This window comes from Rhizobium sp. CFBP 8762, from assembly GCF_014841565.1.
Taxonomy (GTDB): Bacteria; Pseudomonadota; Alphaproteobacteria; order Rhizobiales; family Rhizobiaceae; genus CFBP-8762.
The window spans coordinates 1,001,666-1,016,495 of record NZ_JACYUD010000001.1 but is presented as its reverse complement, the minus strand read 5'-3'; the positions used below and the strand labels follow the sequence as shown (position 1 = coordinate 1,016,495).

Sequence of the window (14,830 nt, the reverse complement as noted above, 5' to 3'; positions counted from 1 at the left end):
GGAGGATTATGATGACGAAGCTGCGCTCGGCGCAATCGCTGACGACAGCCGCTTACGGGCCCAGCAAACCCATTGCGGCTATCCTGCACCCGTCTCATCGGCACCGATTTTGGTTTCGTCCGAACTCGGCGACCGAGGCCTACCGCCAAGAACATGACTGACTGCGTAACCCCGCGGTTGCCGTTATTCGAACCAAGCAGATCCCGCAGTCTCGTTTCGTTGGAGATATTCAGCCACCGCCACTAGGTGGGGCACCGCAGGATTAGCGTTGTCTTGGCGCCATAAGGCGGAAGTTGTTAGCGCCTCAGCCTCTCCCTCCAGAGGTCGGCTAACGACTCCTGCGCTATCTTTAACGAGATACGAGGCACTTGCGATGGTAATTCCGTAGTTCATTCTGACCATGTCAACCAGGCTGGTGTGTGAGACGTCGTGGATTTCGACGCGAGGCCGAATGCATTGTCGGAAGGTTCTGGAGAGCAATAATTCCTGAATGTCAGCACCAGGTCCACGGCGCCCCACGAGAAAGGTCTCATCATCTAACGAAGCCCAGCTAACATTGTTGCACTCAGCCAGTCGATGCTTGACCGGCAAAACCACGGCTATTGGTTCGATCCAGAGTGCTTGCGAATGGCAGGCTGGCAGATCGAGATCGCCCAACACGAAACCGATATCGAGTTTGCCTATGGTCACAGCGTCACGGATCTCACGAAGAGATCCTTCGGTAAAAAAAGCGCTCACGCCCGGATGCTGCTCCTTGAATACCCTCAACACCCGCCGCAGTCGTTCACCCGCTAGCAAGGGAACGATTCCGACACGAACTTCGCTAGAGCCACCTCGGTGGATCACCGAAGCACGCCGAGCAGCAAAATCAAGATGCTCGGCGCCCGGGATAGCATTCTCCAGAAAGGTTGCGCCCGCCCGCGTCAACATAACCCCTGTTCTACGTCGTTCAAACAAGGGAAATCCGAGGCGGTGCTCAAGCAACTGTATTCTTCTGCTTAGCGAAGATTGAGGAAGTCCAAGAGACTCTGCGGCACGCCGAAAGCTACCCAACTGAGAGGCATAGAGAGCGCACCTTAAATAGCGCAAATCTAGTAGCAAATTCGGCATGAAACTCCGCTGCACGCGTTCTGAACCCGCCGGGCAGGCGCAATATGTTGAGCCGGTATGTCAGCGTATACGCTTGAGGCTTCAGCGCTCACCGGCTCAGACCGGCCCGGAAATTAAACAGCCAAGCCAGCACGTCAGCGAGGGCAAGCGCAGCCCCATGCATGCTTGACTAAGCATAGAAACCCATATGGTCGCGGACAAACGAGCGGCTGAAGCTCTGCCCGGACATAACGAGATCTCGGGCGGCCTTGAGCCGCTTTCCCTCATAGCGGCCGAGCGCATCCTTCACGCCCCTCACTAACATGTCACGTTCAAGTGCCTCAGCGAGCGCAAGTGCGTCTTGGGCCGACGCGGCGAAACCTCTGCCGGTCATGGGCGAAGGTACGTGGGCGGCATCGCCAACCAGACATACACGCCCGCGAGCTAGCCTCTCTGGCATATATTCTGCGACCGGCGTACCGATCACCTCGCGCCGTTCAACGCAGTGAAGGATGGCTTCGCGCCAGGGGTCAGGCCAAATCTTCCGCGCTTCAGCGGCCAATCGATCGAATGTCGATCCTGGAACCTTATCCGGCCGCAGTGTGCGCTTGACAATATTGCCTACAAGGCAGCCGGTTCCACGCAGAAGGTCATTTTGTCCCGCGTCGTACCAACCCCAGCCAATCCGCCGCTTTCCAGCGCCGAGGGCGCCGCCCGCTCCAGGTAGATAGTACGCGTTGAGGCAATAGTTTCTTTCGTACAGGATCGCGAGGTTGGATGGCCACGGTCTCGACCTTATCGGATGCTCATCCACAAGGCCGAGCCAGATCAGGTAGCCGGCAAATTTGGCATAGGGACGCTCTGGCGCGACATGACGACGGACGACGCTGGCGTGACCATCGGCGCCCACGACGATGTCGCCGCCGACGACTTGGCCATTCTCCGCTACCACCCATGCGCCCCGTTCATCCTGATCCACGAGCGCCACGCGAACCGGTGATCGAATGCAGATATTGGGATCAGCCTCGGCCGCAGCGCGCAGACCGGCATGGACGTCGCTCCAAGCTTGCGCACCTGACGGAAGAGTATCTGTGCCGACATTCCCATGTCGGCCGATCAGGCGTTCGAGGAGCCCCTCGCTGACCTCCAGGGCGGCGCCCGTGCGCGACTTCCGATCCGAGCGCTCCAGCATCGTCACATGCAGGCCGAGCCTGGACAATGCTAGGGCGCTCATCAGTCCGGCAAGCGAAGCACCTACGACGACAACTGTGGTACGAGCAGTGTCGCGTTTACTGTTTGACTTGGACGATAAAAGATCGTCGCTGGTACCTTGCCTCATCGTGTGGTTGGATTGTTCGATCATGCGCTAGCTCCTCAAACGCTGGCACGAGGCAAACCAAATCAAAATTCGGTCAGCGGCACGGTTTGTGTCGGAGTTCGTTGCGGGCGAAGAAGAAGAGCGAGGACCGCGCCCACGAGAGCCGCACAAGCTGCTGCCGCAATCGCGTAACGAATGCCTAGAATCATCGCCTCGGCCCCGGTTGTGCCAGGATGAACGAAGAACGACGAAACCGCGATCAGCAGCGCCAAGCCAACTGCACCGCCGACTTGGAATGTTGTCGATGCCATAGCCGAGGCAACGCCCTGCTCCTCATCGGCGATATCGGACCCGACCGCTATCCAGATAGGTCCCCATGCAATTCCTTGCCCGAGGCTGCCGATGAGCAAGCCGACGATGAGATCGACATAACCGGCGCCAGGAACAAGCCATGCCGCGATGAGGGCCGTCCCCGCGGCACCAATTACGAATCCCACAATGATCGTCGGCTTCACACCGAGCCTGTTGGTCATGCGCGTGCCGATCTGCGTTCCGGCGGCTTGGACAATGCATGGCAACAGAAACGCGAGCCCGGTCTGCATGGGCGAATAGCCGAATGCATCCTGGAACAGCAGCGTCTCGAAATACGGCAACGCGAAGAAGGTGCCCATGTAGAGCGCCGTCAGCGCCATTCCGACGCACAGGTTGCGACTTTTCAGGAAGCGCAACGGCATCAGTGGGTCGCGACCGCGCGCTTCTATACGCACGAAGGCAAGGAGCGCGAACACCGCCAGGAGTGCCAGAACAGCCGTCGATGGCGTGGCCCAACCGGCCTGGCCGGCATGGACGATCGTGTAGACGAGAAGCGTCGCGCCCACCGTCGCGGTCAGGGCTCCCGGCAGATCAAAACTGCGCTGGGCATGCGAGGGTCGATCGACAGGTATCGCAAGAAGGGCGCCTGCAGCCGTCAGGAGGCAAAGGGGAACATTCACCAGGAAAACTGAGGGCCAGCCGAACAGACTTACAAGCACGCCTCCGATCAGCGACCCGAGTGTCAGGCCGCATGAGCCGAACAAGGCCCATATTCCTAGCGCACGTACGCGTTCCGGCCCCTCTGCAAACAGCACGTTTACAAGCGCTACAGTGGACGGGAAGAGCAGCGCCGCTCCCAATCCCTGGACGGCCCGCGCCAAGACAATCAACGTTGGTGACGTCGCGAGGCCACCCAGCAATGACGCGGCCGCAAAGAGGACAAGCGCGCCGATGAACACGCGCCTGCGCCCGAGAAGATCGGAAGCCCGTCCACCCAGGAGCAGGAAACCTCCGAACACGACCGTGTACCCATGCATGACCCATTGCAGGCCGTTCTCGGAGAAGCCGAGGTCAATTCCGATCTGAGGCAACGCGACATAGACGATGGTGAAGTCAATCGCCATGATCAGATGGGCAAAGGCGATGAGGAAAAGGCCGAAACCACGCCTGCCGAGTACGAGACGATCTTCAACCATGGTGCTTCTCCCCAGCTCCGAGATCGCTGTTCACGAAGTCGAGTACGAGCCGGGCGATCTCCTCTGGTCGTTCCATTGTTGCGAGATGGCCGGTCTCGACCTCCAGATAGCGGGCGTCGGGAATCATATCCACGAGGCCACGTGCATGGGCCGGTGGGACCATCTGATCATGCGTGCATCCGATAACGAATGCGGGTTTTGTGATGCGCTGCGCCTGGTCGCGTACGTCAAGCGACAGGTTCAGCTCCACCTGTCGCGCCATGCCCTCCCAGTTGTTTTTTGCGACGATCTCCTCAACGATTTGAAGCGTTGTGTTTAGGTCCATTCGAGAGAGGAAGTCAGGGCTGAACCCGGTAAGCAAAAGCAGTCGCGCCATTACCCGCCGATCCGTGCGGATCAAATCCCGCCACAGCTCCATCTCAAGCCTGTGCCGAGGATCTGCGCTGTCGGCAAACCCGGCGATCAAAGTTACAGAGCGCACGAGATCGGGATATTCAGCTGTTATGTAGATTGCGATCGCCGCTCCTAGCGAGTAGCCGACGAGGTCGAAGGGAGTTGCGCCGACCCCCTCTGCAGCTGCGACGGTTTGGGCGGCCAGCATCGGAATGGTCAGCGGACTGCCGTCATCCACAGTCTCGCCCGATCCGGAATAGTCCGGACGAATGACCGTGCGGGTCTCGGCCAGACCAGCGACCAGGGACCCCCAGTTGCTCTCGGAATTGCCGCCGGTGCCGTGCACCAACAGCAAACCTGGTCCAGTTCCATCGACCCGAAAGGCCACTTTTGACTGCTCAACTTCGACGAATGACATCTATTGCTCCTGGTCTCCGCGACGTCCTCCAGCTGGCGCGAGACAACGGCCATCGATCTCGATGAACGGCAGCACTCTCAACTGAGGGGTTGGCATCTTGCCGGCGCCACCGTATCTTAAACGAAAGGATGACTACGCTTATATACGTAGGGTCCCTACGTTTATCAAGCGAAATCGGCGGACATGCACCAAGAGCCTCATTCCACTTCGACACGACGGCCACGGGCGGACGGAGAACGCAATCGGGCGCGCCTCATCGCAGCCGCCAAAGCCGCCTTCGCAGAACGCGGCGCAGCCGCCAGTCTGGAGGGAATTGCAAGCGAGGCGAACGTCAGCATCGCCTCGCTCTACCGCCACTTTCCGACCCGAGACGCGCTGATCGAGGCGGTGTATCGGCAGGAGACCGACACGCTCATCGACGCCGCAGCGAAGCTGATGGCAGAGAGGGAGCCCATAACGGCGCTGCGCGAATGGTTGCTCCTGTTCGTAGAATTCCTCGATGCCAAGCATGGAATGTCGGAGGCGCTGAACACTTTGATCGGCGGACCAAATACGCTTTACAGCGGGACACCGGGCCGGCTCGCCCCTCCCATAACGACATTAGTCGACCGTGCGACTGAGACTGGCGGCAATCGGATCGAGGTGGAGCCGATAGACCTGCTGCGCGCCATAGCGGGCGTGGCAAACCATACCGCTAACACCGAGTGGAAGCAGTCCGCGATCCGAATGGTGGATCTGCTGCTCAAGGGGTTGCAAGACAAAGAATACCGACCAGAGACACCTGAAACCTCTGGCGACACGGTCAAGCCATAGGGTCAAACCGCCAATAACGGGCGTTCAGAGGGTGAACTCTATCGTACAATTTGGAGGGATCAGGATCCACTGCTTCGTAGTCTTCATACGCTAGACACTTAGTTGTCGCGTGAGGCGTAGGGCACGGTGTTGATCGATGGGCGTCGTGCGCCAAGGCCAACTTCTATCCCCCCGCTTCTCCAACTGAGGATCACGTTGAGACGTCTCAGCCCTCGGATGCCGAACAGCTTATAAAGTAGCATCTGCACCGCCTCGAGCGTTGCGCCTGACGGCAGCGTGGCGCCCGCGCTCGGCGTCGCCCTTCATGAGCGTCGCCGCGATCTGAAGGCTTGAGACTGCAGTTTTGAGGCTTAGCTAGTCATTCCGCGCGAGAGCCGTCCGAAGGTGCCGCTCCGGAAATCGGCGTAGGCCTGTTTAATCTCGGCTTCGGTATTCATGACGAAGGGGCCTTGCGCGACAACAGGCTCTCCGATCACGTCGCCATGGGCAAAAAGAACAAAGGCATCCTCGTCAACGGTCAGCTCGATGATCTCCCCTTCGTCTTCGAACCGAACCAGGTCGCCCTCGTTCACGCTCTTGTCGGCCACCGTAAGACGTCCCTTGATCACATAGAACAAGACTCGTCGCCTTGCCGGCGTCGGAAGGGACACCAACGCGCGAGCGGTAAGAGACAGGGTCGAGGCGAATACGCCGGTCAGCGAATCCGCCGGACCGGTCTTCCCGCCAAATCGCCCCGAGATCAGGTTTAGCTCGCCGGCATTGTTCGGCAACGGGACAGCGACGATATCGTTCGGCTGAATGTTTTCGAGGCGCGGGGCCGTCATCTTGAGTTGCGACGGCAGGTTGACCCAAAGCTGGAGGACCTCAAGCTCGCCGCCCCGCGACCAGAAATCGTTCGGCGACTTCTCGCTGTGCACCACACCGGATCCCGCCGTCATCCATTGCACACCGCCGGCGTGGGTTATGACCTCCCGCCCTTCAGAGTCCTGATGGATAGAATCGCCTGCCAGCAGGAAAGTGACCGTCTCGAAACCACGATGCGGATGGGGACCGAACTCGGGCATGGAACTGCCCGGGGGGAAAGTCTGCGGTCCATGATGGGCAAGCAACAGGAAGGGGTCAAGCTCATCGGAGACCGAGAAGACAGCTCGCGTGTACAGGTTACCGATGTCCTGCCGGGAGGCGGATCGAACGGATTGAATCCGCCGCTCGATGGTCATCTTTGTGATCCTTGCTTGTTGTCAAGAACGCGGCAACGGACAGCCCTAGACGGCTAACGCCGCGACGGCCTGTTCGGCATTATCGATGGCGGCATCCCGAGCTTCGGGGCCGATCAGCATGCCTTCGGCGATGACGAATTCCGGCGAGACGCCGATGAAGCCGAAGACGACGCGGAGATATGTTTCGAGATGTTCCGCCGGCGCTGACGGCGTACCCACGCCATAGCGATCCCCGCGCGAGACCGCGATAATAATCCTCTTTTCGGGGACGAGACCGACCGGTCCGGTTTCGGAATAGCGAAAGGTTTTACCTGCCACGAGGATCCGGTCGATCCAGGCCTTGAGCTGCGTCGACAGCGTGAAGTTGTACATCGGTGCCCCGATCACCACCACGTCCGCCGCCAGAAACTGATCGAGCACGGCCGTGCTCTCGCCGGGGGCGGGCATGTCCGCCAGTGTGAGATGATCGAGCGGTTCCGCCGCAAGGTCCCGATACCAAACCTCGATGTCCGGATGAGCTTGCCGAAGACGTGAGGTGACGTCGGCAGTCAGTCGGCGACTGACGGAAGACTCACCGGTGATCGCGGAATCAATATGCAGAAGTTTCATTCTGTAACCCACTCTCATTTTGTGTCTGCTATAAAGATGAGCTAGGGAAGAACTGGTCGCAAGGCGGCACATCCGCGTAACCGAAGGCACATCCAAGTGACTGACAACTCAGAGATCCATACCGTCGACGATTGCATGAAGGTCAGCGAGGTGCTGGCGCGGGTCGGAGACAAATGGAGCATTCTGGTCATCGCGGCGCTCGGAGAGCGACCCCACCGCTTCAATGAGCTGAAGCGCGTCATCGTCGGCGTCTCCCAGAGAATGTTGACTCTGACCGTGCGCGGTCTGGAGCGCGACGGATTCATCACCCGGACGGTGACGCCATCCATCCCACCGCGCGTCGACTACGCCCTGACGGAGCTCGGCCAGTCGGTTCTCCTGCCCGCCCGCGCGATGGGAGAATGGGCTTTGGAGAACAGGGCAACCGTGGATGCTGCGAGGCAGGCGTTCGACGCGGCGCTGGCAGGGCAGAATAAGATCTAGGCCAAGAAGCCGGGGCTTTGCCGCGTCAGCCTGAAGTCTCTTGGCCAAGCACGCGGCGCGCCACACCTTCTCACGTCCGCCGCGGGTAGACCGCGGCGGGTTTAGTAGTCGGCATTACGGTCGCGGTCCTTGACTCCGTCGCCGTCGACAAGGCACCCCATGTCGATCAGGGTAGCTCGTACCGCTTCTTCGAGCGGAGTATGAGGTTCCTCGCCAATCGCCGCCACCAGCCGATGGTTGGTCATGCGCACCGGCTGCTTCCACAGATAGCGCATCTCCAGCAGTTCACGCGGGGTAGAGGCAAACAGAGCGGCGATCCTGAGTGCCCACCACGGAAGTCGTTTTACGGGAACTGTAGGATCGCCGAGCATACGCACGATCATATCGGTGATGTGCGTCCCATCCGCGTCCCAATGGCCGTCCATATGGAAGGAGGCAAAACGATCCAGCTCTCCACGCTCGATTAGGCGTACCATTGTCTCGGCGACGTCGGGCAGATAGGCCCATTGATGCCCGATGCCCCGTTTGCCGGGGTTGTGGATCGCCTGAGGGCGCCTGCCCGGCTTGACCAAGCCCTGGCTGAACCAGTTATTGCCGGCGTTCGGCCCAAAATAATCGCCGGCGCGCACGACCAGCGCCGATATCTCGCCCGCCTCCGCCGCGGCGCGCAGCCGCCGCTCCATCTCCACCCGAATCGCGCCCTTGCGGGTCTGAGGGTGCTGCGGCGCGGTCTCGTCGATCGTCGGAAAGGCGTCTTTTCCATAATTGTACACCGTCCCCGGCAACAGGATGCGCCCGCCGCTCGCTCGCGCCGCCACGATCGTGTTGTCGATCATCGGCAGCACAAGATTGTCCCAGTCGCGGTAGCCCGGTGGATTGACGGCATGGACGATCAGTTCAGTCCCGACGGCCGCGCAGGCAACCTGCTCCGCGTTCAGCGCGTCTCCGACCACGGCCTGCACGCCATTTGGCAGCCGGCCGATGCTGTCAGGCCGGGCGAGCGCCCTCACCGTCCATCCCGACACGAGCAGCCGCCGCGCCACCGCGCCACCGATCCCGCCTGTCGCGCCGAGCACCAGAGCAATCCGTTCCATTCCTATTTCCTCGTTGAATGGCGGCATTGTGCCATGGTCACGATCCATCGAAAATTGACTATTTCCGATGGTCCTCTATATGGAAATAGATGAACTCTGAACCGAGCTGGGACCTCTACCGCACCTTTGCTGCCGTGCTCCGCGAGGGGTCGATGTCAGGTGCTGCGCGCGTGCTCGGCCTCACCCAACCTAGCGTCGCGCGCCATGTCGAAGCTCTAGAGCGGGCTGTGGGTGGCGCCCTGTTCGTTCGCTCCCAACGCGGCCTATCACCGACCGATCGTGCCCTCGCGCTACGCCCATACGCGGACGACCTAGTCGCTACCTCGGCCGCGCTGTTTCGCACGGCGTCCGCCGACCCTGGCGAGATCGCGGGGACGGTCAGGGTGACGGCGAGCGAAGTCGTCGCCGTCGAGCACCTGCCCCCCATCCTGACGGCGCTCCGGCAGCGCCACCCGAAGCTAGCGATCGAGCTCATCTCCTCGGACGCAGTTGACGACCTGCTACAACGCCGCGCCGATATCGCCATCCGCATGGTGGAGCCGACGCAGCAGGCGCTGGTAGCCCGCAAGGTGGGCAAGGTGACGCTAGGCCTCCACGCCCACCGCACCTACCTGGAACGGCGCGGCATGCCGTCGTCGATCATGGACCTGCAGACCCATGACATTATTGGCATGGACGCCGACTCGGCGACCTCCCGTGCGGTCTTGCGGGCAATTCCCGGCCTCGGCCGCAACTCTTTTGCGCTTCGGGCGGACAGCACGCTCGCTCAAAGTGCCGCCATACGCGCAGGCCTTGGCATCGGCGTCTGCCAGGTCGGGATCGCCGGCCGTGATCCGGCACTATGCCGGGTGCTGGCAGAGAAGTTCGCGATCGATCTGCCGGTGTGGATTGTGATGCACGAGGACTTGCGTACCAGCAGCCGATGCCGAGCGGTCTTCGACGCTCTTGGAAACGGCTTCACCGAACAGGAAGTCTGACCGCTTTCGACGACGCCCGGGAAATTGGCCTTGTTGTCATCGGCATGCCGGGTGTTGAAACGCATGGCACGATAACCCCCGGCTCTTCATCCAGGTTGTCTTTGCCCATGATACCGCCCCTGGCAGGATCAGGAACTGACATTCGTGCTGACGCGGAACCGGCGCGACCTCGGCTTGTCGCCTGGACTATGCGGACTTCACCGACGCACAAGTATGAAACTCTGATGGTCGGTCACCTGAATGTGCCTGCGGTTACCAGACTGTGCCGTCTTGCGGCAAACCAATCTCTACCGCACTTGCAATACAAGAAAAGAATATAGGCGGGTCACACAATGCGATTTTTCACGTCGACAGTGCCGTCACCGGGCCCCGCCGTCAGCCACAAGCTTGAAGACACCTTTCGTAGTCCCGGACAACGGGGCTGTTCGTCGCTGCACCCCACACCGATCGGTTTTGCCGAGCGCGCGACGTTGCTGCCTCTAGGAAAACGCCAGCCTGCTCAGTTACATGCACATGATGAACACTGAAAAACGCGTGCAGGACCATTTTTGGCGAGCCGGGGGCCCGGTCCCTATCGTGCCGACAGACGAACCTAACGTACGAGGATAAAGGAATCCATATGCTGCAAACTCGCCGCCAGATCGTTTTAGTTACCGGGGCAAGCGGAGGTATGGGAAGAGCCATCGCCCGCCGCTTGGGCGCCACTATGAATCTGATACTGACTGACATCGCATCCGAACCATTGGAGCAACTCTCCGCCGGGTTGACGAATGAAGGATATACCGTACTCGCGACCGAGGCCGGAGATCTTGCCGATGCGGCGCTCCTGTCCCGGCTAACCGACACCGTGAGGGATGGGGAAGGACTAGACGCGCTCGTCCATACCGCCGGGCTGTCGCCGGCACAGGCCGGCTGGCGCAAGATCATCAGCGTCAACAGCCTTGCGACGCAGCGGCTGGTGACTGCTGTCGAGACGGTGATGCGTCCCGGCGCGGCAGCCATCCTCATCGCGTCGATGGCGGGGCATAGCGATCCCGGCATGGCAGGCGCCGACAGACTGCTCGACCAGCCCCTCGATGACGCGGTGCTAAACAGCCTTGAACCCTTCCTGTTTGACGCGGTCAAGAGCGGCGAAGAGGCTGAGGCGATCGCATCGCAGATCGCCTATGTGCTGTCGAAGCGTGCCGTCATCCGGCTGGCCGAGCAGCAGGCCCCCGCGTGGGGCAAGCGTGGCGCCCGGATCGTGTCCGTCTCCCCGGGTCTGATCTACACGCCGATGGGGGTCCGAGAAGCTGAAACCAGCCCCCAGACAAAGGCTCTGCTCGACGCGCAGCCAGTGAGCCGCTGGGGAACCCCGATGGACATCGCTAACGTGGTCGAATTCCTGATTGGGCCGAATGCCAGCTTCATCACTGGCTGCGACCTGCGCGTCGATGGTGGTGGGAGCCTGCTGGCGAAGGCACAGGTATAAGAGGGAAACAGGGCGATCTGTATTGCCCCCACCGCTACATCAACCTAATGAGCGCGTGCCGTGGCGGGTAAATCTCTCTTGCGTGAAATACCCAGCCGAAAGCGAGCACTCTTACGCTAATTGCTAAAAACCAAAAGCACGTTGCGCAAGTTCTAGTTCATTGGCAGCCTGCAATCGCCCCGCCTCGGCAGCAGGTTGCCGTGTAGCCGGATCGAGCGGCCCCGGCGCCATAGCGTTTAGCGAGGTATCATCGGCAGCGATGACCGCGACCTTAGACCCCCGCTCTTCGAGGCGCTTGATATCAAATTGTAATCCTACATTCCTGCTCAACTCTCCGCCGTTGATGCGACCTGTAGGCGCCAGGATAAGCACACTGTCCGAACCTTCCGCCAAGTGCGCGTTCTCTGCCGTACGCCAAAAGCCGCCATCGATAAATTTGCGATCGGCTATCCGCGTGGGGGGCCACACACCGGGAACGGCACAACTTGCCGAAACAGCGTCAACAAGCGAGACGCCGCTGTTCGCATCGAAGACCTGCAAATCGAGCGTCCGCATGTCGGTCGCTGTAATCAACAGCCCCTTCTTCGGCCAAGCGTCATCAACGAGGCCGAGTCGTGCAACGATATCTTGGCGGCGCTGCTCAGTACTGATGGTGTTTGCGTCGTCGGCCAGTTTGCAGACCGCTCGAAGGCGGTCCTCGTCATTGTCCCACGGACGTTGAACAACTTCCATCATGGACTCGAGGCGTCCCGCTGTGGGCGCCCGTTCATAAGGCTGTTTGGACACTTGTGTCTGACGAATGAAAAGGTCGTCGGTTGAAATGCTGCTCGTCATCTGCACGCCCACAACGGACCCGGCCGAGGTTCCCACGAACATACTGGCTGATCGTATGTCCACGCCATGATCGGCAAGCCCCTTCGCGAGGCCCGTCATCCAAGCAATCCCCCAGAGGCCGCCGCCACCACAAACCAACGTCACAGGATATTTCTTGGTCATTCAGCGAGAACCTCATTAAGCGTAGATAGCCTTCGTTTAGCATAGGACGGGGATGGTCGGAAGACACCCATCCTACGGCAGTGACGGCATCATCCCAGACGAGGGTGGCGTCGATCGCCCGGTCGCGCTGCTGTTGGGCCGGCCGCGCCCCCACACGACGCTGTCGATAGGAATACGTTGGGAGCCATCGCGATAACGTAGGCCGTCCTATCTGCCAATCGAGCGTTCGAGGGGTGGCACGCAGATCGGGCCAATCACGTCAGCGGAAGAACCCGCCGACGCCGTACGTCGCGTCATCAGCGACCAGCGCTCGCCCCTGCCACACATGCCAGTCGGCACAGATGCGTATGGCCAGCGATTTGACCAGGGAGCCTGGCAGCGGTTGGCTCGACAACCTCGTCATGCTCAGAACGCGCCGTCGAAAGCGCGCATGGCGCCGGTTACAAACTCTACTCCGGGACCGCCGAGCCGAGCCTGACGCCAACGCGTTGCCAAAGCGACCGTATAAAGGAGTTGGTGCGGGTGGTCGGAATCGAACCGACACTCCTTTCGGAACCGGATTTTGAAGGGAGTCGCGTCTACTGAATGCGTCCCCTCGTAGCGGGCCCCTCGCGTTTCGACCTTGTCCAATAGCGCCTGTTCGCCCCTATGCTGCACCTAGCAGTCAGGAAGAACCCGCCGATGTGTACGCTATAGCCCGAAAACACCGCAAGGCGCTTCGAATGGGCTTCCAGTATCAGCATCTATCATTCTCAATCGCCTCAGCAATGCAGGAGATTGAGCATGGCGAAGATCGAAACTACGCAAATTCGGAGAACAATCCGGCGGCAACAGTTGCGGGAGATGGTGCCGATGGCCGACAGCACTATTTATGAGATGGAGCAACGTGGCGAGTTTCCTCGCCGGTTTGCGCTCTCGCCACGTTGTATTGTGTGGGACCTGGCAGAGGTCGAGGCTTGGCTGATGGCAAGGCGGGCTGCCCCGATTCGACGAGCCCAGCACCCTGACGTCACCAAGCGCAGAACCCGCCCCGTCAAAGGGCGGGATCAAGCTCCATCAGGGGCATAGCTTGCGGCAAAAGCGTGGGGGCATATTTCCGGCCGTCGATCCAGGCATCCACGGTATCCGCCCACTGCTGCATCATGTGCCGGCGCTGCACCTCATACTCGGCCTTGTTATAGACGCCGCGGGATGAACGCCCGTCTTCGTGCGCCAGGCACTTTTCGATCCAGTCGCTGTTAAATCCTAGCTCGTTTAACAGCGTCGAGCCCGTTCGCCGCAAATCATGGACGGTGAAAGGCTCCAGCGGCAGCCCCTCCTTCTTGGCTCGCTCGACGACGGCGTAGGTGATCCGATTGAAGGTCGCGCGAGACATTGGCGCGTCCGCGTCGTACCGGGACGGCAACAGATATCGGGAGTTGCCGGAGCAGGTCTTGAGCGCGATCATGATGTCTAATGTCTGTCGGCACAGGTAGACGTTGTGTGGCTTCGACCGCTTCATGCGCTCCTTCGGAATGGTCCAGACGGCGTTATCGAAATCGATCTCGTCCCAAACTGCATCCTGCAATTCGCTCTTACGGACCATGGTGAGGAGGAAAAGTTTCATGCCAAGGCGGATCGTCGGCAACGTCGCGACATGCTCGAGTTGTCTAAACATGATGCGGATCTCGGTGGGCGAAAGCGCACGGTCCTTTGGCGTAAAGGTGGCGATCGAGGCAGGACCGACGTCATCGGCCGGGTTGGCGACCTTCTCGCCGTGCAGAATGGCATAGCCGTAGATCTGCTTCAGGATATCCCGAACATGGATGGCGGTCGCAGGCGCGCCCCGTTCGACGATCTTGCCGCAGTGAGCGCGCAGGTCGTCGGGTGTGATTTCTGTCAGGAGACGGTTCCGCCAGACAGGCATGAGTTCGCGCTCGAAGATAGAGCGGCGCATCGCTCGCGTGCTGTCGGCCATGGTCGCATTGGTCAGCCACTTCTCGCCGAATTCGCCGAAGCTCTTTGCTTCCTTGATCCGGCGCTTCTCCCGCTGCTTTTCGATGGCAGGGGACCGCCCCTCGGCGATCGCCCGACGGGCGTCGATGCATAGCTCGCGAGCCCTGGCGAGCGATATTCCGTCACGGGCATATCTGCCGAGATAGACAGTCTCCCGCCTGCCGTTCAGCCGATAGTCGAGCCTGAACGAGATGGCACCCGACGGCGCGACGCGCACATACATGCCGTCACGATCGGATACCTTGTAAATTTTGGCTTTTGGTTTCAAGCACTTGAGTGCTGCATCGGTCAACATTTCGGGCCTCCTTGCGGAAAAGTACCGTCACGCGGTTTTTGGAGGCCGATGGCGTCGAAAATGCTTGTATTTCAGCGCATTGGTTCGAAAAAAGTACCGTCATTGGCCTCGTTTGACCTGACGGTACTTTCGTTTTTCTGGTTGATCAATG

Annotated in this window: 14 protein-coding genes; 5 read left to right on the top strand and 9 right to left on the bottom strand. The window is 60.3% G+C overall.

From position 1 onward, the window contains the following. Positions 1-183 precede the first annotated feature (183 nt). The 4 genes from IFT84_RS04880 to IFT84_RS04865 form a co-directional block, all read right to left on the bottom strand. Positions 184-1,110 carry a LysR family transcriptional regulator gene (locus IFT84_RS04880; protein WP_192117467.1) on the bottom strand — a complete coding sequence of 309 codons (927 nt, stop codon included), beginning with the start codon at positions 1,108-1,110 and terminating at the stop codon, positions 184-186. A gap of 169 nt (positions 1,111-1,279) precedes the next feature. Next, positions 1,280-2,428 carry an FAD-dependent monooxygenase gene (locus IFT84_RS04875; RefSeq protein ID WP_192117611.1) on the bottom strand — a complete coding sequence of 383 codons (1,149 nt, stop codon included), beginning with the start codon at positions 2,426-2,428 and terminating at the stop codon, positions 1,280-1,282. A 62-nt stretch (positions 2,429-2,490) separates the two neighbouring features. After that, on the bottom strand, positions 2,491-3,915 hold the full coding sequence (locus tag IFT84_RS04870) for an MFS transporter (RefSeq protein WP_192117466.1): 1,425 nt from the start codon (positions 3,913-3,915) through the stop codon (positions 2,491-2,493). Then, positions 3,908-4,726, bottom strand: a complete 819-nt coding sequence (locus IFT84_RS04865; RefSeq protein ID WP_192117465.1) for an alpha/beta fold hydrolase — start codon at positions 4,724-4,726, stop codon at positions 3,908-3,910. Before IFT84_RS04865 ends, IFT84_RS04870 begins: the two co-directional genes overlap by 8 nt. Before the next feature lie 183 nt (positions 4,727-4,909). Here IFT84_RS04865 and IFT84_RS04860 point away from each other — a divergent pair, with 183 nt between their 5' ends. After that, positions 4,910-5,539 (top strand): TetR/AcrR family transcriptional regulator, encoded by a 630-nt coding sequence (locus tag IFT84_RS04860; RefSeq protein ID WP_192117464.1) that lies wholly within the window; start codon positions 4,910-4,912, stop codon positions 5,537-5,539. Positions 5,540-5,889: 350 nt separating this feature from the next. Here IFT84_RS04860 and IFT84_RS04855 read toward each other — a convergent pair whose 3' ends face one another. After that, positions 5,890-6,759, bottom strand: a complete 870-nt coding sequence (locus tag IFT84_RS04855; protein ID WP_192117463.1) for a pirin family protein — start codon at positions 6,757-6,759, stop codon at positions 5,890-5,892. Between the two features lie 45 nt (positions 6,760-6,804). Beyond that, the gene (locus IFT84_RS04850) at positions 6,805-7,368 is read right to left on the bottom strand and encodes an FMN-dependent NADH-azoreductase (protein ID WP_192117462.1); all 564 of its coding nucleotides are present in this window, start codon (positions 7,366-7,368) and stop codon (positions 6,805-6,807) included. Positions 7,369-7,503: 135 nt separating this feature from the next. Here IFT84_RS04850 and IFT84_RS04845 point away from each other — a divergent pair, with 135 nt between their 5' ends. Next, entirely contained in the window at positions 7,504-7,851 is a 348-nt protein-coding gene (locus IFT84_RS04845) for a winged helix-turn-helix transcriptional regulator (RefSeq protein WP_192117461.1), read from the top strand. A 101-nt stretch (positions 7,852-7,952) separates the two neighbouring features. Here IFT84_RS04845 and IFT84_RS04840 read toward each other — a convergent pair whose 3' ends face one another. Further along, on the bottom strand, positions 7,953-8,945 hold the full coding sequence (locus IFT84_RS04840; protein WP_192117460.1) for an NAD-dependent epimerase/dehydratase family protein: 993 nt from the start codon (positions 8,943-8,945) through the stop codon (positions 7,953-7,955). Between the two features lie 89 nt (positions 8,946-9,034). Here IFT84_RS04840 and IFT84_RS04835 point away from each other — a divergent pair, with 89 nt between their 5' ends. Next, on the top strand, positions 9,035-9,922 hold the full coding sequence (locus IFT84_RS04835) for a LysR family transcriptional regulator (protein ID WP_192117459.1): 888 nt from the start codon (positions 9,035-9,037) through the stop codon (positions 9,920-9,922). A gap of 619 nt (positions 9,923-10,541) precedes the next feature. Then, positions 10,542-11,393 (top strand): SDR family oxidoreductase, encoded by an 852-nt coding sequence (locus IFT84_RS04830; protein ID WP_192117458.1) that lies wholly within the window; start codon positions 10,542-10,544, stop codon positions 11,391-11,393. Positions 11,394-11,516: 123 nt separating this feature from the next. On the opposite strand, the gene IFT84_RS04825 is transcribed toward IFT84_RS04830, so the two are convergent. Then, the gene (locus IFT84_RS04825; protein ID WP_192117457.1) at positions 11,517-12,389 is read right to left on the bottom strand and encodes a patatin-like phospholipase family protein; all 873 of its coding nucleotides are present in this window, start codon (positions 12,387-12,389) and stop codon (positions 11,517-11,519) included. A 783-nt stretch (positions 12,390-13,172) separates the two neighbouring features. Here IFT84_RS04825 and IFT84_RS04820 point away from each other — a divergent pair. After that, entirely contained in the window at positions 13,173-13,457 is a 285-nt protein-coding gene (locus IFT84_RS04820; protein ID WP_156536320.1) for a helix-turn-helix transcriptional regulator, read from the top strand. On the opposite strand, the gene IFT84_RS04815 is transcribed toward IFT84_RS04820, so the two are convergent. Next, a complete protein-coding gene (locus tag IFT84_RS04815; RefSeq protein WP_192117456.1) occupies positions 13,423-14,679 on the bottom strand; it encodes a tyrosine-type recombinase/integrase in 1,257 nt (418 codons plus the stop codon). The two genes, IFT84_RS04820 and IFT84_RS04815, sit on opposite strands and share 35 nt — an antisense overlap. Positions 14,680-14,830 lie beyond the last annotated feature (151 nt).